14 protein-coding genes are annotated in these 18,658 nt (G+C 44.7%); 5 read left to right on the forward strand and 9 right to left on the reverse strand.

What is annotated here, in order from left to right; translation table 11 throughout:
• Window positions 1-94: 94 nt before the first annotated feature.
• Together C9I99_RS06835 and C9I99_RS06840 are read right to left on the reverse strand one after the other, a co-directional pair.
• Window positions 95-901, reverse strand: a complete 807-nt coding sequence (locus C9I99_RS06835; RefSeq protein ID WP_107348126.1) for a bifunctional 5,10-methylenetetrahydrofolate dehydrogenase/5,10-methenyltetrahydrofolate cyclohydrolase — start codon at window positions 899-901, stop codon at window positions 95-97.
• A 114-nt stretch (window positions 902-1,015) separates the two neighbouring features.
• A complete protein-coding gene (locus C9I99_RS06840) occupies window positions 1,016-2,302 on the reverse strand; it encodes an L-lactate MFS transporter (RefSeq protein ID WP_107348127.1) in 1,287 nt (428 codons plus the stop codon).
• 483 nt (window positions 2,303-2,785) lie between these two features.
• Here C9I99_RS06840 and C9I99_RS06845 point away from each other — a divergent pair, with 483 nt between their 5' ends.
• Both C9I99_RS06845 and pepE read left to right on the forward strand, forming a co-directional pair.
• Window positions 2,786-2,983, forward strand: coding sequence for a hypothetical protein (locus C9I99_RS06845; RefSeq protein ID WP_107348128.1), 198 nt, complete (start codon window positions 2,786-2,788; stop codon window positions 2,981-2,983).
• Window positions 2,984-3,159: 176 nt separating this feature from the next.
• Window positions 3,160-3,891: a dipeptidase PepE gene (pepE, locus tag C9I99_RS06850; protein WP_107348524.1), complete on the forward strand. Its 732-nt coding sequence runs from the start codon at window positions 3,160-3,162 to the stop codon at window positions 3,889-3,891.
• 118 nt (window positions 3,892-4,009) lie between these two features.
• On the opposite strand, the gene C9I99_RS06855 is transcribed toward pepE, so the two are convergent.
• Window positions 4,010-5,398, reverse strand: coding sequence for a PTS transporter subunit EIIC (locus tag C9I99_RS06855; RefSeq protein ID WP_420849224.1), 1,389 nt, complete (start codon window positions 5,396-5,398; stop codon window positions 4,010-4,012).
• Window positions 5,399-5,916: 518 nt separating this feature from the next.
• Between C9I99_RS06855 and C9I99_RS06860 the strand changes: the two genes are divergently transcribed.
• Entirely contained in the window at window positions 5,917-7,116 is a 1,200-nt protein-coding gene (locus C9I99_RS06860) for an enolase C-terminal domain-like protein (protein WP_107348130.1), read from the forward strand.
• Between the two features lie 117 nt (window positions 7,117-7,233).
• Here C9I99_RS06860 and C9I99_RS06865 read toward each other — a convergent pair whose 3' ends face one another.
• The 4 genes from C9I99_RS06865 to C9I99_RS06880 all read right to left on the reverse strand — a co-directional run bounded on the left by C9I99_RS06865 (window position 7,234) and on the right by C9I99_RS06880 (window position 12,538).
• Window positions 7,234-7,944 (reverse strand): GntR family transcriptional regulator, encoded by a 711-nt coding sequence (locus C9I99_RS06865; RefSeq protein ID WP_107348131.1) that lies wholly within the window; start codon window positions 7,942-7,944, stop codon window positions 7,234-7,236.
• Between the two features lie 171 nt (window positions 7,945-8,115).
• Window positions 8,116-9,693 carry a BCCT family transporter gene (locus C9I99_RS06870; protein WP_107348525.1) on the reverse strand — a complete coding sequence of 526 codons (1,578 nt, stop codon included), beginning with the start codon at window positions 9,691-9,693 and terminating at the stop codon, window positions 8,116-8,118.
• Window positions 9,694-10,196: 503 nt separating this feature from the next.
• Complete coding sequence (locus tag C9I99_RS06875) at window positions 10,197-11,921, reverse strand: class I SAM-dependent methyltransferase (protein WP_107348132.1); 1,725 nt, start codon at window positions 11,919-11,921, stop codon at window positions 10,197-10,199.
• A gap of 119 nt (window positions 11,922-12,040) precedes the next feature.
• The gene (locus tag C9I99_RS06880) at window positions 12,041-12,538 is read right to left on the reverse strand and encodes a hypothetical protein (RefSeq protein WP_107348133.1); all 498 of its coding nucleotides are present in this window, start codon (window positions 12,536-12,538) and stop codon (window positions 12,041-12,043) included.
• Window positions 12,539-13,041: 503 nt separating this feature from the next.
• Here C9I99_RS06880 and C9I99_RS06885 point away from each other — a divergent pair.
• A complete protein-coding gene (locus C9I99_RS06885; RefSeq protein WP_107348134.1) occupies window positions 13,042-13,935 on the forward strand; it encodes a WYL domain-containing protein in 894 nt (297 codons plus the stop codon).
• An 89-nt stretch (window positions 13,936-14,024) separates the two neighbouring features.
• Here C9I99_RS06885 and C9I99_RS06890 read toward each other — a convergent pair whose 3' ends face one another.
• Window positions 14,025-16,253 carry a right-handed parallel beta-helix repeat-containing protein gene (locus C9I99_RS06890; RefSeq protein ID WP_107348135.1) on the reverse strand — a complete coding sequence of 743 codons (2,229 nt, stop codon included), beginning with the start codon at window positions 16,251-16,253 and terminating at the stop codon, window positions 14,025-14,027.
• 13 nt (window positions 16,254-16,266) lie between these two features.
• Entirely contained in the window at window positions 16,267-16,962 is a 696-nt protein-coding gene (locus C9I99_RS06895) for an oligogalacturonate-specific porin KdgM family protein (RefSeq protein WP_166645372.1), read from the reverse strand.
• A 316-nt stretch (window positions 16,963-17,278) separates the two neighbouring features.
• Between C9I99_RS06895 and C9I99_RS06900 the strand changes: the two genes are divergently transcribed.
• Window positions 17,279-18,562, forward strand: coding sequence for a 2-hydroxycarboxylate transporter family protein (locus C9I99_RS06900; protein ID WP_107348136.1), 1,284 nt, complete (start codon window positions 17,279-17,281; stop codon window positions 18,560-18,562).
• Window positions 18,563-18,658 lie beyond the last annotated feature (96 nt).

Genomic DNA, 18,658 nt, shown 5'->3' on the forward strand with positions numbered 1-18,658 from the left:
CAAGGAAAAACTTTCTGTCGTAATACCCGTCACAGATATAAAAAAAGCGCTACCTGCGTAGCGCCTTTGATTGACAATCATAACTCTTAAGCCATTATTTTGATTGACAAAGCTTAACCGCGTTACCCAATACATTCAGGCAAGTCAAGCGGCCGACCCCACCCGGAACCGGTGTAATCGCAGCGTCTGATAGATGGCCATCTTGATGTTTGATGTCACCAACCAGTTTGCCGTCGATGCGGTTAATACCAACATCAATAATCAGCTGGCCTTCAATGAACTGAGTGTTGTCCAGTGTGCCGTGATAACCCGTAGCCACCACAATCACATCAAATTGATTCCAATCTACAATCGCGAGATCAGAACGACTATTGAAGCTAGATACCGTACTTTGGCGGTTAATGAGTTCAATCGCTAACGGCTTACCCACGATATTACTACGACCAAGAATAGCGACTTTCAAACCGGGAAAGCTGAACTCTCCACAGTGAAGTTCAATAATATCAATGGCGGCTTGTACTGTGCACGGCAATACTGGATTTTGCCCCAATACCAGTTGGCCCAGAGCTTCTGAACCAAAACCGTCAACATCAACCGCTGCCGCTAAGTCTGGTGCTTCCAATCCATTGGGTAGAGGCAGTTGGAATAAAATTGGATGATCCGCATTGTCAGCTAAACCATCGAGATCTGCCTGTGTTGTCCCTTCTTCTGGCAGGATAATGTGATGGCAAGGAAGTTCAAGCGCCTCAAAAAGGCGAATCTTGTTTCTCACATATACCTTACTAGCAGGATCATCACCGACAGTAACAATAGTCAGTTGAACGGGAACGCTGCCGGCGTCGATTTTATCTTTAAGCTCAGCCAATTTGGCTTCATAAAGTGTATTAATTACTGATTTCATACTACTTACTGTTTGTGACGAATCTATTGTTTATAACCAACTGATTCTACTTCAACATTGAGATAGGACAATTAAAATGTGTTTGTTGTCACAAATTTGCCCTATCTCTACAGATTATGCAGTAACGGGTGTCGCTTCAACCGCTTCTTGTTCTTTAGCACGTAGTACTTTAGCCACGTGCACTTTCATCACAACAGAAATCGCCAAGGCTACCGTCAAGATCCCCACGAAGATGTACATAGTCATGGTGTAGCTACCGGTAAGATTACGTACGAAAGCCGCTAGTGATGAGCCAGACAGACCTGCAAGTGCCCATGCTGTCAGTACGTAACCGTGGATTGCACCCAACTGCTTGGTACCGAACAAGTCACCGATATAAGCAGGTAGTGTAGAGAAACCGCCACCGTAACAGGTCATGATAACGAAGACTACAATCTGGAATGCAATTGCGTTCGAAAGTGAAGGCAGCATAAAGAAAGCGCCAATTTGGATAACAAAGAACAGCATGAAAGTGTTCGGACGCGTTAGGTAGTCAGATGCCGCAGACCATAGTAGACGCCCCAAACCATTTAGTAGGCCCATGACACCAACCATCGTTGCTGCTTCCATTGCTGTCAGACCAGCAATTTCCTGCGCCATAGGCGATGCAGCAGAGATAATCGCGATACCACAAGTGATGTTAATGAAAATCATCACCCAAAGGCCCCAGAATGTTGGTGTACGTACTGCATCGTTAGCACTTGATTGGTTCAAGTCACCCGCTGGTTTCTTAGCAGCAGCACCGTTTTCTTTGGTTTCAACCATAGAATCTGGCTTCCAACCTTCTGGTGGGCGCTCTAAGTAAAGCGATGCAGAAAGCATAACAACAAAGTATGTCGCACCCATGATGTAGAAAGTAGAAGACAAGCCAACAGCACTGATCAGTGCCTGTATTACTGGGCTTGCAATCATAGATGCAAAACCAAAGCCCATAATTGCCAAGCCAGTTGCTAGACCACGACGGTCTGGGAACCACTTAATAAGCGTCGAAACCGGCGTGACATAACCCATACCAAGACCGATACCCGCCAAGACACCATAGCTGAAATACAGCATGTACAAACTTTCCATCGCAACAGCGACACCTGCACCAGCAATACCTATACCGAAGAAGGTTGCAGCAATCATCCCGGTGAAGCGTGGACCTTTTTTCTCAACCACGTGGCCCATAACAGCTGCCGAAGCGCCAAGAAAGAAAATAGCGATACCAAAGGTCAGCGAGATCTGTTGTAAATCCCAACCAAAAGCCTCATGAAGAGGATTGGAGAATACACTCCACGCATAAACTGAACCAATGGAAATATGAATACCTACCGCAGCGAGAGCTATTAACCAGCGGTTTTTCACTTGTGCTGTTTTCATTTTTGAGTTACCTAAAATTCGAAGACAGCAATACCCTATATGAAATTAATTACGATAAAAACAAAGGCATAATTTCGCCATCATTACCAAAAGTTAATGCTGAAATAAACATTTTCAATGGTATACAAAATGAAATCATGCATATTTTTAAGATTAAAGAAAAGACAAAAACAGACCACATAAGAGCTTGATAACACTCAAATTTACCCTCAAATTCATTATTTAACACACTCAAAACAACTCGGTTAAACCGCAGTGTTTAATCGCCCACACCTACATAGTGCAATCTAACTTTTCATTCTTGGTAAGAAATAGTTTGAAGAACACACGTAAGTTTGTCTAATTATTAATCAACAATATTTATCCATAAAGATCTAAGTAAAAAATAAATTGATAGTAAATTGACAATCCTCTGAAAAACAACGGCTCATTTGCTGGTTAAATATTTCTATACAACAGTAAAAGCAGAATAATGAGGGCAATATGGATCAGGCAGAAGGCTTACGCAGCATTTTTAAGCGTCAGCAATGTATTCAACAAGTTCGTCACTACCATAAGCAAATAAGAGAGGCGGTTGCTCATGGTAAAATCCAGCAAGTCAGCCAGTTGTTAAATCTATTAGAAGCGGCCCAGCGTCAGCTAGAAGCAACCTATGACAAATCGTCTATTTGGGTACATTGATATTGGGCGCGCTAATGTTTAACCCGCTCACATTGGCAAGCTTAATACAGCCGATGCTATGGATTAATTCCCTTAGGGAATAGCTCTAAGTAGGGACAAAACTGTGCTCTTGTTCACCTTCCCTATTAATAGCTTCATATATGATTAGGCTCTTTACCCAAACAAGAGAATATATGATGGATCTCTTACTATTAAGTAATGGCAAAATCGCTGGCAACACCAAGGTGATGGAATTCGCCCTACCCGCGATCACAGAAGTATTTACCCGTAAGCACGTTAAAAACGTATTGGTTATCCCTTACGCCGTGATCCGCAGTAGCCACGACGACCGTACCGCAATGGTTGCAGAATCTCTAAGCCACCTTGATGTCAATGTTACCGGTCTTCACCGTGCAGAAGATCCTGTAGAAGCCATTCGCCAAGCAGATGCCTTTGTTTGTAGCGGCGGTAACACTTGGGTATTGAATAAGACACTACATGATCTTGGCCTTATCGGCCCTATCCAACAGGCTGTGACTCAGCGTGGTGTCCCTTATGTGGGTTGGAGTGCAGGTGCTGTGATCAGTGCGCCCACTATCCGCACAACCAATGATATGTGCATTGTGTCTGCAGCAATCACCCCTTCCCTAAGCTTTGTGCCATTCCAAATCAATGCTCATTACATTGATGCGACTATCGAAGGCCATATGGGTGAAACACGCGACGAGCGTATCGAAGAATTCCTAGTGGTAAATCCTCACCAATCTGTTATTGGTATCCCAGAAGGCTCATGGCTTGCCGTATCAGGCGACACCATGACCTATGAAGCTGCAAACGGAAAACCACTGCACTGGTTCAGGCTGAATCAAGAACGCCAAAAGATCCAAGCTGGTTCGGATGTCACCGAGCTGATGGGCCTAGACGGCTAATCAATAGCCCCTCATTTATTGATAGCAATAAAAAAGAAAAAAACCGTGGTTTTTGCTAACCACGGTTTTGAATATAATGAAGGTTTAATTTTTATGAAGGCTGACTTTTCTGTTTCTCTTACTCTTCATCAAGCTTTACAAACAGCGTCGTTAAAACGAAAGACAGTACAAACACACCACATACACCTAGCAGGGCCTGAATGAAGTTCTGTGTGCCTGCAGACAAGTAAGCAGGAAGACTGAATACTGAAGACAGAATGTAGCTAGTTAGGTGCGTATCAAGGGTTACAGAGATTGCACCAAACACACCCGCCGCCAAGCTCGCCGTGAACATGGCCTTGGTGTACTTAGTCAGAACACCGAACAACGCAGGCTCTGTAATACCCAAGATTGCCGTTACCCCAGAGCCTGCAGTAATAGACGACTGCTCTTTCGATACGGTTTTGCGCTGCTTATACCAGATAGCCAATGTTGCACCCGCAATCGCCAAGTTACCCAGGCACATAATCGGCATTAGCAAATCCTTGCCGTACAGCGCGAAGTTGTTAAGGCTAATAGGTGTCATGCTGTGGTGAATACCAAACACGATGGTGATTGGACGCGTTAGACCAAATACAAAGCCAGTCAGTGTTGGAGAAATCTCAAGCAGAGCGCTAACCACCCAACCAGCACCATTACTTAGCCACATGCCCAAAGGACCAACGACCGACAATGTCGCTGTCGCTGTTACAGCAAAAGCAAGTAGAGGAGTGAACACCGGTTTGGCAACCGTTGGGACGATGCTATCAACCAAAGGCGTTACTTTAGACAGTAACCATACAGCAAGGATTGCCGGTACGATTGCGCCGCCATAGTTCATTAGCTCAATTGGCACGACACCCAGCACCGTCAGCTCAGCCGCATCGCTAACGGCTTTAAGCGCGGCAGCTTTGTCTGCAAGCTGGGGCGAAAGCATCGCTGCTGCAACAGCAAGAGCGATATATTCGTTCACGCGGAACATCTTCGCTGCCGAGAATGACACCAGCATTGGCAAGAAGAAGAAAACAGCAACTGAAATTGAGCGGAAGAAATACACCGTATCCGATGTTTCAGAAATCACGTTGGTCGCGATAAGGCCTGATAGCAAGCCCATTAACATACCGGCACCAGCGATAGCAGGTACAACAGGGCCAAAGATACCGGCCACGATACGCATCACGTTTTGGAACAGCTTACCGTCGTTTTTATCCTTTGCCTTATCTTCATCATTTGTAGCAACAGTGCCGCTGTCGTTCATAATAACCTGAAGTGCCTTGTGCCACGTCTCGACATCCACACCAATGATGATTTGAATTTGGCCTTGTGCAAATACGACGCCCTGAACGCCTTTGATCGCTTTCAGCGTCTCCTCTGACGCCAAAGATTGATCACTGATTTTCAGTCTCAATCGGGTCATACAATGTGTTGCATCAGTAATATTGCTGATGCCACCCAATGCATCAATCATTTGCAATAACTTGTCTGTCATTGCGTTTTGCTTAGATGATGCTGATGTCTTTTTCCCAAAACCACCCATCGACTCACTAATTTGCATATTTAAATAACTCTCTTTAAGAAAAGAAATCTAGTGGAATAGCTACCGTTTGTAAAATGGTAATAAAATTGATCACTTATGATTTCATTTAATTTGAGTGAATAACTCGCCTTTGAATATCACGCCGTACGAATTTATTTTCTTTTCCTTCAAGCCCTGAGACGTTGCATCGACTTGCACACTAGAAACGCTATTCAATGCCTGAAGTTCCATTTGATGAAACAAATGATATAGAACCAAACCAAAAAACCAACGGACGAAACTGAGAGTTAAATCACGAAAATTAGGACGTTTGTGGCTAAAACAATTAATTTTCTATGATTGGTCTGTTTTTTTAGCCTCTTTTGCTAACTTACCGTACCAATTAAATTTAATGAAAAAATAGGCTTGAAATACCCGTTTTCCAATTGGTATATATAAAAATAGATTCCGGCTCAGATGAGATTTTCATTGTGAAAAAAACACTAATCACAGATGTTGAATGCATTATTACAAAACCTGATCGTCATAATTTAATTACTGTTATCGTCCATACCGATCAAGACGTTACTGGCTATGGCTGCGCCACGTTCCAGCAGCGTCCGTTAGCCGTCAAAACCATGGTTGATGAGTATTTAAAACCGCTTCTTATTGGCAAAGACGCTAATAACATTGAAGATTTATGGCAGATGATGATGGTCAATGCCTATTGGCGCAATGGTCCGGTTATCAACAATGCGGTATCCGGTGTGGATATGGCACTGTGGGACATCAAAGCGAAACTAGCCCAAATGCCGTTGCATCAATTGTTTGGTGGTAAATCTCGTGACGCGATTCCTGTATACACCCACGCGACAAGTGACACAATGGAAGGGATCTACGAGCTTGTTGATGGCTTCCTAGAACAAGGTTATAAACACATTCGTTGCCAACTTGGTTTTTATGGCGGCGTGCCTGAAAACATTCACACAACGGTCAATCCGACCGAAGGCTCTTACTTCGACCAGGATCAGTACACTGAAAACACCCTGATCATGTTTAAATTACTGCGTGAGAAATACGGTAACCAATTCCATATTCTTCATGACGTTCATGAGCGTTTGTTCCCCAATCAAGCGATTCAGTTTGCTAAAGACGTCGAGCAATACAAGCCTTACTTTATTGAAGACATTCTACCGCCAAGCCAAACAGAATGGCTGGATAACATTCGCAGCCAAACCTCGGTTTCATTGGGCTTGGGTGAATTGTTCAACAATCCAGAAGAGTGGAAAGCGCTGATCATCAACCGTCGCATCGACTTCATTCGTTGTCATGTTTCGCAAATTGGTGGTATCACCCCTGCCCTGAAGCTGGGCCACCTATGCCAGACATTCGGCGTACGTCTGGCATGGCACTGCCCACCAGACATGACTCCGATTGGTGCTGCTGTGAATACCCATATGAATGTTCACCTGCACAACGCCGCCATTCAAGAGCATGTGGAATACAAAGAAAACACCCACCGCGTCTTCCCTAACGCACAAGAGCCGCGCAATGGCTATCTGTATGCGTCAGAAGCGATTGGTATCGGGGTAGAAATGGATGTGCAAGCCGCCGCTGATTTCCCAGTCACCTACCGCCCGCATGAGTGGACACAAAGCCGCCTGCCTGACGGGACGATCCATACACCTTAAATGGGCTATGGGCTATGGGCTATGGGCTATGGGCTATGGGCTATGGGCTATGGGCTAAAACATAAGTGCCAAAACTGAAAAAAGGATAGCTGCGTTGTTTCTTCGCGAAATAGCCAGCTATTCTTTCTTTCCTCGAAACTTAATATTTTCGCGATTAAATGGGATCACATAGGTACATTGGTAGTCAATATCAATAACCTCGCTCACAATAAACACTTCCCCTGTTGATAAAAAACCCCGATTGGTAATTTTCATTGCCGCGATACCTTTTTTACAGCCTAATAACTCTGCTTCTTCTTTTGAAACATTAATCGCTTTATAGCTGGTTAAATACCTATCTATTTGCAGCCCTAGATCGAGGGTATGATTTTGTAATGAGCTCTCGATAATTTCATCATTCATTTTTGTGAATAGTTTTACAGGCAGTTTTGTACTTTCTAACTGTACAATTTTCCCATTTACCAAACGCAGCCGTTTTATACACCAGATATAATCATTTTCATCAATCAAGAAAGAGTTTTTATCGTGGGAGTCCGTCAGCTTTTTGTGCAAGCTCACTTTTTTATAGGACATTTCCTCGAAGCTATTTTCAGTGATCGAGTTATAAACCAAAGGGTTATTACTGTTTGAGTCTTTCACAAAGTGACCCGCACCTTGCCTAACAAAAACCGCACCAATTGCCTCAAGCTTGTTCAGTGCTTTGCGAACAGTAAAACGGGATACCGCGTAGTTTTCAGCCAACTCACGCTCGGCAGGTAATTTATCGGTGATCACACCTTGGTAAATCTTGCTCAGGATATCTTGAACAACGAACTCGAATTTCTTCATAAATGAAATAGCTTATTTTGGAAAGCGTGAAGAGGACTTCTGTCTATTTTATTCAAAGCCATTCGACTATTCAATTTAGTGATAACAATATTACCTCTTTGGCGTACGAAAAAAAGACAAACAAAAAAGGCCTCAAACAGTGTTTGAGGCCTTTTTCATTACAAGCTGAATCTAGTAAAGCGCACGTTCGGTTCGTAGACCTTTAACCAAGCTCACGCACATCAGCAGCAAGACAAAACTAAATGGCAAGGCTGTTGCAACAACGCCAGACTGGAATGCTTGCAATGCTTCTGAACCACCAATCCATAGCATGGCTGCCGCAATGGCCCCTTCGACTGTCGCCCAGAAGATACGTTGAGGTACTGGTGCATCGACTTTACCGCCCGCGGTAATGCTATCGATAACCAATGAACCTGAGTCTGACGAGGTAATGAAGAAGATCAACACCAAGGCAATAGACAATACTGAAATCACCGAACTAAACGGCAGTGCATCGTATACATGGAACAGAGTTAGCGAGATATCATTCAGACCATTCGCACCAAGCTCGCCCACCTTGTTGACGACCTGATCAATCGCGATACCACCAAAAATCGACATCCAGATAATCGTCATCAGTGTTGGTACAAAGATCACCGCGAACAAGAACTCACGTACAGTACGGCCTTTAGAGATACGCGCAATGAACATACCAACAAATGGTGACCATGAAATCCACCACGCCCAATAGAACACAGTCCAACCCTGCATCCAGGTGGTATCATCACGGCCATGCGGGTTACTCAGCTCAACAATATTACCAAAGTAAGCCATGAAGGTTTCTGGCAGAGCGACTTTCACCACATCAAAGCCAACGTATGCCACAAACACCAACAGTACAAAAGCAAACACCATATTGATGCTGCTCAGTAGTTTTACCCCGCCATCAATACCGCGGATAACAGAGAAGATCGCAATCGCAGTAACAAAAGCTATCACCCCCATCTGCATACCAATACCACCTTCAGTACCGAACACATGGTTGATACCGCTGGTTGCCTGCTGTGCACCTAAGCCAAGTGACGTCGCCAAGCCAAACAATGTCGCCAATACCGCTAAGATATCGATAACGTGGCCCAGCCAACCCCATGCCCTGTCACCAAAGATTGGGTAGAACACTGAACGGATCGACAGAGGAAGGCCCTTGTTGAAGGCAAAGAATGACAACGCCAGGCCCACAATGGCATAAATCGCCCAACCGTGGATACCCCAGTGAAATATGGTCGCACCCATTGCCAAGGCTTTGGCATCTTCGGTATACGGCTCAACATTGAACGGTGTCCCCCACCAGTCAGTGAAGTAAGCGGTTGGTTCCGCTACGCCCCAGAACAGCAAACCGATACCCATACCTGCAGAAAACAGCATTGCCAGCCAAGACACCCTTGAATGCTCTGGCTGGGCATCTTTACCACCGATACGGATTTTACCCAACGGGGATACCATTAGTACCAATGAGAAAAACAGGAAGAAGTTGGTGATCCACATGAAGAACACATCGAAATCGTTGAGGATGCCGTTCTTAAGGCCATTCAACGCTTCTTTCGCTGTATCAGGATCAATAAAAAGGAGTCCCGTAAGGAAAATTAAGATCAGTCCTGCGCTGGTGCCGAAAACAGGGTTATGTATATCAAAACCCCATTTCTGAATGTTGTCCTGACCCACCTGATAGTCGGTCGTCTCGATACTATATTTCTTTAGTACACTATCCATAATACTCTTTAAACGCTTTGTCATTGGTGCTTTCCTATCCAAGAAAAGCACCTTTGAATTGTCAGTGATAAAAAAACAATTTAGAGCACTAAACAATTTATAATGTCGGCGTAGGTTAGCAGCTCTTGATAAACAATTCAAATACAGCGATATGGTGGATTTTTGTACTAAACGTTGCACTAACTGGTCATTTGATTGATATGGGTACTAAACATTAGGCAGTTGAACGTGTTTTTTAGGGGTTATTTAGGATTCGAAACATTTTGGTTTTTACTAGGTAAAGAAGACTATTCAGATAGAGTTTTTGGCCTTTAGTACTATCGTATTCAAACCTCAATTATTCGAACCAAAGGATGGGGTATAAAGTCATGAAAAACCATATGGATACAACAAACAAAAAAACGGCAACCACCTAATAATTAAGCGATTACTTAACTATTTTGTAATTACCGTTCTATTTACAATTCATTTGTTCTACGACTAGCCAAATGGGCTTTTATCAATCACCACTCCCCCACCAGCAAACGACTTTTTACGCCCTTGATCTGCAAGCCCATCGCCTCGAATACATCTTCGAAATTGCGGCACTGTGGCGGTAGATTGGGTAGGGAGAGCACTGCTTCATCGAAGAAGCGGGTTTGCTCTTGCTCGGTTTGCCAAGCAAGTTGCCACCACTCCATAATGCGCTCCCTTGATTCGCTTAGGCGGTGTGACTTAGGAACCCGATCGCTTTTGCTTAGGTTTTCACCAGTTGTAGTTGGCAACAAGTTCCACCTGTCGTTATTCGGCCAGTAGGCAAACGGAAGGCAGTGGTCAACGTGAAACTCTTTACGAAGTTTGGTCCCACTCCAAACGCTTTGGATTTCTGTTCCGCAGTCACGAAGTGTATCGACTTTTTTACGGATAACCCGAGTATCATGCTTCTCGTCTACCCAAATCAAACAGTTATGGTAGGTCTGTAAGTCAATATCCCTAGCTCTGTTACTTTCGTAACGCTTCATCTCTGAAACCCACTGGTTTACTACCAAGGGTTCAATCCAACTACTGTATAAACGTAAGCAATCCCAAAGGCTTTCATCAAGGATAAAGCTACCAAAGCTCGCCAAGAATTCGCTGTCGATAAAAAAGGATGACAGAGGCTTGCGCTGTTTGGATGCCTTTACCATCTCAAACAGACGATTGTCTTTTGTACCTTGGTAAATAAAGGTAACGGGACCACTTTTAATCGTTGCTAGGCTATCCGAGATCGTCTTTTGCAACGCTTTGGCATCATCACCAGTAAATAAAGCACCAATGGCAAGATCGTCTGCTGTTAAATGGGTAAGTTTTCTCCACCCTTCATCTTTAACAAAGCCAAGTCCTCTATTGGTATTGCTGTTTTGCTGGATGCCTATCGAGTCGCCAAAATCGATATCTAACAATCGCTTGAACTGCCTAACCCAATAGAGTGCAACAAGCCCTTGTGGCAAGGCAACCTTACCATCTGTTCGGTCTAATACCGCACCAGGATGAGCATCAGCAATACGAAGCAGCGTTCGCAGTAAAGCTAGCTTGTATGTCGCTGACTTACTGTCGTTCACAATAATATGACGCACTTTGGTGAGATCACCCGTGCCATCATCAGGAAGATTAAGCACCACTGTTTGCCATTGGACACTACTGCGCCCCATGGCATCGTTATTCAGCTCTGTCTTCAAGCAAACATGAAGCGCTCGTTTTTTAGCGAGTTGTTCGATCTCTTCTGCTGAAACGCCATGATTTTTCCTGCCGTCATCAAAGTCACCGTGGCGAAGTGTGATGATCAGCTTACCGTTAGGCGCTAGAAGGTTACTGAGTTTTCTAAAAGTGCGCTCTCGGTCAGAAGGCGAAATATGCATCCATACTGCTGATAGCAAGATGACGTCGAATCGGATACCGAGAGAAATGACTTTTTTTAGCTCAGGAAGGTTATCGTCAAGCCAGACGACCTCCTGTGATTGAGTGTGCTGTTTGCCTATATCACGAAGCGCCTCTGCTGGCTCAACGGCATACACTTCGCAACCATTTTCGGCAAACCATAATGCATCACGCCCACTTCCCGCACCGATATCAAGTACGCATGGCTGCTTACCTATATCATCAGACACAGGCCAAAAGCGTTTCCAGCTGGAGTGCACATGTTCAAAGGCGAGTGTTTGATAGTCTCGGGCTAAGCGAGAAGCATTATTGTGGTAAAAGCAATCTTTCATAGGAGAAGCGGCATGGTGATGACTTAACGTTTTATTTTCATCACTTTAGCTTATATTTTAGTAAGTTAAAGTGATGATTGTCATTATTGTAGGCGCTTTTATTAGAATAACGTCTTGATCTAGGCGTAACAGAGAGTTCCAAAATGCTGACTTCGGCTATCGTTAAACTGAGCTAACAGCCCCGCCGGTACACACTCCCCTGCCGAGTAATCATCAAGCTCTGACAGCTCGCTAATCACTAACAGTAAAATTTCCATAGCAACAGCAATATCGCTTTCAGCGAAGTTTGCCAAGGTTTTCCAACGGCGGCCGGTCTGACCATCTGGAAGGGAAACCAACTCGCACACTTTCAGGCTAATTGGCTTAAAGTTGCCTTCATCGCATGAGGTATCTTTTAAACCAAAGAAGTCAATCGGCATCACTGATCCCATTCGAACCTTCGCGCTGACTTTGGTGAGAGTGTCGAGGCTTAGGTAGCAGTCTCGCTCAATCCCTTCGCTGATCATCAATCCTTCAACATACACCAACACACCCTGTGCCAAGTGGTCATCCAAGCATACCGTCCCATTATTCAGCGACAAATAAGCTTGCTTCAATTGGTGTCTTGTCAAGTTCATGATTGGTTTCCCGTTTGTTGATTTTGTTGGAGCCAGTCAGCTCTTCAGCTTTGCTACTTGTTTAGCTGTAAATCAGAGGCTTTCTTCACCAGTCTAATTCTCTTCAGCGCAGTATTGTCCACATACAAAGCAAAATTTCACCACTAAAGATTTGTGGACATTCGAGAAAACACTTGTTCGCTTTTAATTCACTCAAAGCAAAGCATTTTTATGTCACTAGCGGGTGATTTATACCACTAAACAGCTAAGTACCACAAATTAATACACCTACTCAAAACAAGCACAACCACTTTATCTACTCATAATGAGTATGTAAACCTGTTAATTTAAACAGTTAGTTACTGCTTTTGGTTATGTGTTTGTTTTAGTTAGTCTAACTTCCTTTAACTCGGTGTGATCTTTATAAATAGCCTTGCTTCTACTGATTATCGGTATATATTAGTGGCTAATAAAGTACTGGATAAATACACATGACCTCATACAACACTGCTGGAGTATCACACATGGATGTCGAGACAAAGCTCAATGCTGTTGGTTCGGCGCAACGTGAACGGCTAGCCTTTATAGACTTTGCCCTTTACTTTCTGGGCGAGTTGACTCGAAAGGATTTAATTGACCGTTTTGCGGTAGGTCATGCTGCTACTACTCGAGACTTTGCGCTTTATAAAGAGATCGCACCGGATAACCTCAAGCTAGATATGCGATCAAAAAAGTACTACAAGCAGCCTGGATTCAGCCCGTTGTTTAATCTCGATCTGAAAAAGACGCTAGCAACGATCTCTCTGGGCTATGGCGATGGTTTCTCAGGCCACCAGGATTTTCCTATCCAGTGTGAGTCCCCGACGTCGCTGACCGTTCCGCGTACGCCTATCATGGCGGCGCTGTGTGAAGGTATTTACCGTAACAAGCTGCTAGAAATTGAGTACATCTCCACCTCTAGTGGTAAAAGCCGCCGTGTGATTGCCCCTCACAGTCTTGTTGATTCAGGTAACCGCTGGCACGTACGTTCTTTCGACCGTAAAAATGAACAGTTCATGGATGTGGTTTGTAACCGCGTAATCTCTGTAACGATTCTTGATGATGAGCCTACAACTGATGAGCGGATTGAAGCTGATCGCCAATGGCAGAAATACATCGAGGTTGAGCTGATCCCCCACCCCCATCAAGGGAACCCAGAAGCTATCGAGCTGGACTACGAAATGAAAGATGGCAAGTTGGTCATTGAAGTTCGTGCGGCACTTGCGGGATACCTGCTAAGAAAGTGGGAAGTCGATTGCAGCGAAGACGGCCGCCTACATGAATATGTCGGCTATCAATTAGCCTTGGCTAACCCACAAGCGCTGTACCAAGTAAATAGTGCAACGCTAGCACCAGGATATAAGCCAAAAGAAAACTAATCTCGATTGAGCTTGCCAACACATAAATAAAAACCGCCCAGTTGGACGGTTTTTGTTATCAATCATTGATAATGGCGAAGTCAACGCCCCTACAGATAAAGTGCTTTTAGTTTAAGTGCTTCTTTCTTACCCGGGATCGCTTGCTGGTCATCAATAACTGAAGCTTGCTTTAGCGGTGCCAGTATCGATGATGCTTTCTTCTTACCCTCAACAGACTGCGTTTCACCGTCGCGAATTAGGTAGTTTCCTGATGCATGAGCGCTGTTAATGACATCATCATATTTGCTCTCAACATGAAAACGCAGAGAAACGTTTTCTGTAAACGTGCCTTGTTCAATATCCCCTGAATATGGGCTCTGGCGAAACAAGAAATTGAATCGTTTATTGTCAATGGCAACATTGTCACTCAGCACCAGTGAGCCAGGGTTAAAGTTATCGGTAAAGCCGTCCATATTGTTGTTGAATGACAAGCTGTTTTTAACAACGTGAGGGACAGGAATACCTTCGCCGCCTAATTTAAAGCCATTACCTATGGTGCCACCTTTGTTGGAGACCTCTAAGGTACGCCCATTGTTGAACGCGATGGAGTCAATAATAGTGACGGCACCGTTTGCACCATCCTCTACCTTATTAAATAAATCCCAGCCATCATCGATGTTGTGGTGTGACAAGCAACGGATAAAAGTATTGCCATCGCCAATTCGCATCTTGGCTGCAAAGCCATCGGCATTGATTTGCGATGGGTCCATATTGTTATAGCTCTCACTGTCGATCACGGTATTATGGCTGGCCCATAAAGCACGACCGATATTTTCCGGTGATGTAATTTGGAACCCTGTATCAGGAGCGCTATGTGTCACCATTTTTTCAAATGTATTGTGACTGCCATGGACAATAAACTGGGCGTGAGCCACCTCGATATTGTGGTAGTGCCAGTAGTTGGCATCATGATGGAACTCGGAAATAAACCGCACCTTGTCACCCACGGCACGCAGTGTCTTCGTCTGCTCAGCCGTACCACTTGCCGTAATAGGAATAGTGATCCCAGCGTAATCACCATCCTGAAGCAAGATAGTACCACCAGCAGGTAACAGCTCAATTGCCGTTTTCAAGTCAAACGGGCTGTCAGCAGAGCCATCACCATCAGCGGACCCATTATGAGCGACATAGAGCTCCATAGGATTGATGGAAGGCGTATATTCAACATTATAAGAAAGCGTCTTGCTGTCCATCTCGGGGCCTTCAACGGCTGTGAAGACCAAGTCGAGTTTATTTTCTGCCTTATGAAGATCAACGGTATGATGGAAAAGCTCGCCGGCCGTTACCGCTTTCTTCACAACCGTTGTACCGCCGCGCTTTAGCTCAAACGTGCCGCTGTAATTCGCTCTTGCCTGAACCGGAAATGCTTTCACCAGTGAACGCTCGTAGGAAGCCTTCTGCAAAACAAGCCCCACCGGTTTTGCTTCATATAGCGGCGCATCGACAGTATCGGCCTCTGAAACATCTAACAATACGTTGCTAACCGTCATTTTTGCATTACGTGAGGCAAAAAAGCCAACATACTGTGAGTCAGGGTTCTGTACTTCGACTATGTTTGCATTCGCACCTTTCACTTCTTGGGTTACCGTTTCACTTCCCTTGCGGTAGCTCACGACAAATCCTTCGTTGGTACGAGTCAACGTCATTTTGTAGCTCTCAGGCGACCCGTAGCTTATGCCGTCCACATAGTCTACACGGCTTAACCTGTTGCCTGCCGTGCCCCACGGTTGGTAGACCCCTTCACGAAATGAAGCATTGATATTGGTCATTCCATCATTGGTGCGGCTATGGGAACGCATTAAGTTCATAACCATATTGGATGATGACGGAAACTCTTCATGCCCTTCTGGTTGGGGAACTAAACGTTCAGCCCCTAAGATATCACGCACCATCAGCCCGGCCCCTTCCTGACGATTCGGTGTCGCCCCCGTTTCGGGTCCAAGCTGCTCGAGTACGATATCAGCACTCAGAGTAAAGTTAATGTCCGTTGGCAACTCGGTATAATAGAAAGTCATACCTTCATGGGAATTGGCCAACTTGCCGCCACGGCTTTCGATAGTAAACTCTTGCTGCAGCAAACCAGGTTGTACTTTCAGCCCATCTGCCGTGACTTGGTTCACGCCGACTTTTTCAGGCAAAATAGTCGAACCAAAGTTCATATCTGTCGACTGGCCAAAGGTAATGGCTTTCCACGTCAATTCATCAACAATAATATCAGCTGCATAAGCTGAAGGGATGAATAGCGTACTTAACAATAATGATAGTGTTGTTTTTTTCATTGTTCTTCACCTGTTAAAAACTGTACTTCATGCCCAAACGGTAACGAATTGCGTAATCATCTTTATATCCGTCTCCATCTTTATCAAACGTCAACGCACCAACTTCTACGAATGGAACCCAACCACTTGATAGCTGAGAGTATTCACCAAAGACATTAACCAAATGATCGCGATCCTTATCTTTCCAACCGCCTTTACCCTCGTCCAAATCTTTGTATTCCAGATCCACTCCGACCCTACCCCAAGCTAACTTGTAATCAGTGACAAAATTTAGCTGATGATATGAAGAGTCGTCACCGGATACCGGGCGATCCAGGCCATATCGGTAGCGTAATGAAGCTCCCCAGTTATCGGATATTTTCGCTGCACCTCTAATATTAAACTTGTGAACCGTTTTCGTGCTCGACACATCAGCGGCATACGCTGGCTGAAGACTGAAGCGATCATTCACCTTATAGTTATAACTTACACCGACCTCATGACCGCCACTCTTCATTTTCTGAATGAATTCATCCTCATGGTGACGCCATTTTGCCTCTACCGACAAACCAATACCGTTATCAAACCGGTGTGAAACAGAAATTCGGTCTCTGTGCTTGTCGCCATCACGATCGGGCATGTATTCATGCCTTAAATTGATCGTGGTCGCAAAAGCCGACGTGGAGGTCAGAACAGCAATTAGTGTGAGGGGTAACAGCTTTTGTTTCATATTTAAAATACCGTTTTAATTTATATTAAACTCGATTTCAATATACACACGAAAAAGCAAAAAAAAAGAACAAATAACCTGAAATGTGATCACTGAAACGGCGTTTCATTTAATTCATGAAACTGTACCCTGTGCTGTGGTCCTCGTTATCGTTGTTATCTTTACTCTTTTTGGGATAACGCTGGAGTTTAGTTATGCTCATGAACAAAAGTTACAAAAGCACTAGATAGTTACATAAACGCCCTCCTCAATTTTCCTAGTTGTACATGTTGTTAGACTACGGCCAAACCACAACAACACTTAAAACAGGTGAATTATGTTTTCCAATAACACCATGAGCCAAAGCGATAAGCGCATGATGAATGTGATTTTTGCGCTATCTGCTGCCGTGATTTTGCTGGCAACCGCGCAAAACCATATGCCTACCGGCATCATTGGGGCAATTGGCGTAATGGCCGTCGTTGGCTATATCTTGAATGTCGCTGGTGACAAAACCCCAATCGTTAGCCAGTTCTTCGGTGGCGGTGCCATTGTTATTATTTTTGGCTCTTCTTATATTTTCCACAGTGGCCTGCTTCCCCAAGAAACGACTGAAACCATCACTACTTTTGTAAAGGGCGGCGGCTTTCTGTCTTTCTTTATCGCGAGCCTGGTCACCGGCTCTATTTTAGGTATGGACACCAATGTCCTTAAGAAAGCAGCCCTTAAATATATCCCTGTGATCCTTGGCGGTGTGGCTTGTGCATTCTTGTTTGCCGGCATTGTGGGAGCCGCACTGGGCCATGGCTTCATGGAGTCAGTCATGCTGATTGCCCTGCCAATTATGGGCGGTGGTATGGGTGCGGGTGCCGTGCCTTTGGTCGAGATCATGTCTGGTAACACTGGTATGTCTGCAGAAATGTTGCTATCCAAAATGGTTCCGGCGCTGGCTATCGGCAATGCAATCGCCATCGTAATGGCTGGCCTGTTGGATAAAGTGGGTAAGTTCTTCCCTTCCCTGACTGGTAACGGTCAGCTGATGCGCGGCAAAGTGGAAGAGCAGCAAGAAGAAACCGAAGAGCAGCCAATTTCAATTAATGTACTGGGTATTGGTGCCCTACTGGCGATTACGATGTATTTCGTTGGCTCAATGTTGAGCAGCCTGATCAGCATGCACACTTACGCGCTGATGATCATCTTCGTTGCTTTGGTGAAAGTCGCGGGCTTCATGCCACGTGAACTTGAGCGTGCAGCACACGGTTGGTACAAATTCGTGGTGGATAACCTAACGCCAGCCCTACTTGTCGGTATCGGTGTTGCTTATACCGACCTTAACCAAATCATGGACTCACTAAGCCTGGTTTACTTCCTGATGGTGTTTGCCACTGTATTAGGTGCGATTGTTGGTACTGCCGTTATCGGTCGCTTGATGGGCTTTAACCCAATTGAAGCGTCTATTACTGCAGGTCTTTGCATGGCTAACATGGGCGGTACGGGTGATGTCGCGGTACTGGCTGCCAGTAAACGTATGGCGCTGATGCCGTTTGCGCAGATCTCCTCGCGTATCGGTGGGGCATTCATGTTGATATTGGCCACCATGATTATAGAGTTGCTGAAATAACGCTTTAGAGTTATCACTTTATGCCGGGTTAGCGATGCTGCCCGGCATTTTCCATTCTATGGCTAGTGTTATCGATAGATTTATCCATAACTCGTT

It is taken from the genome of Photobacterium lutimaris, assembly GCF_003025555.1.
Taxonomy (GTDB): domain Bacteria; phylum Pseudomonadota; class Gammaproteobacteria; order Enterobacterales; family Vibrionaceae; genus Photobacterium; species Photobacterium lutimaris.

Excerpts from the sequence above, each read along its gene's own strand:
- C9I99_RS06835 (WP_107348126.1), bottom strand. The coding sequence starts at position 901 with ATGAAATCAGTAATTAATACACTTTATGAAGCCAAATTGGCTGAGCTT.
- C9I99_RS06840 (WP_107348127.1), bottom strand. The coding sequence starts at position 2,302 with ATGAAAACAGCACAAGTGAAAAACCGCTGGTTAATAGCTCTCGCTGCG.
- C9I99_RS06845 (WP_107348128.1), top strand. The coding sequence starts at position 2,786 with ATGGATCAGGCAGAAGGCTTACGCAGCATTTTTAAGCGTCAGCAATGT.
- pepE (WP_107348524.1), top strand. The coding sequence starts at position 3,160 with ATGGATCTCTTACTATTAAGTAATGGCAAAATCGCTGGCAACACCAAG.
- C9I99_RS06855 (WP_420849224.1), bottom strand. The coding sequence starts at position 5,398 with ATGACAGACAAGTTATTGCAAATGATTGATGCATTGGGTGGCATCAGC.
- C9I99_RS06865 (WP_107348131.1), bottom strand. The coding sequence starts at position 7,944 with ATGAAGAAATTCGAGTTCGTTGTTCAAGATATCCTGAGCAAGATTTAC.
- C9I99_RS06870 (WP_107348525.1), bottom strand. The coding sequence starts at position 9,693 with ATGGATAGTGTACTAAAGAAATATAGTATCGAGACGACCGACTATCAG.
- C9I99_RS06875 (WP_107348132.1), bottom strand. The coding sequence starts at position 11,921 with ATGAAAGATTGCTTTTACCACAATAATGCTTCTCGCTTAGCCCGAGAC.
- C9I99_RS06880 (WP_107348133.1), bottom strand. The coding sequence starts at position 12,538 with ATGAACTTGACAAGACACCAATTGAAGCAAGCTTATTTGTCGCTGAAT.
- C9I99_RS06885 (WP_107348134.1), top strand. The coding sequence starts at position 13,042 with ATGGATGTCGAGACAAAGCTCAATGCTGTTGGTTCGGCGCAACGTGAA.
- C9I99_RS06890 (WP_107348135.1), bottom strand. The coding sequence starts at position 16,253 with ATGAAAAAAACAACACTATCATTATTGTTAAGTACGCTATTCATCCCT.
- C9I99_RS06895 (WP_166645372.1), bottom strand. The coding sequence starts at position 16,962 with ATGAAACAAAAGCTGTTACCCCTCACACTAATTGCTGTTCTGACCTCC.
- C9I99_RS06900 (WP_107348136.1), top strand. The coding sequence starts at position 17,279 with ATGTTTTCCAATAACACCATGAGCCAAAGCGATAAGCGCATGATGAAT.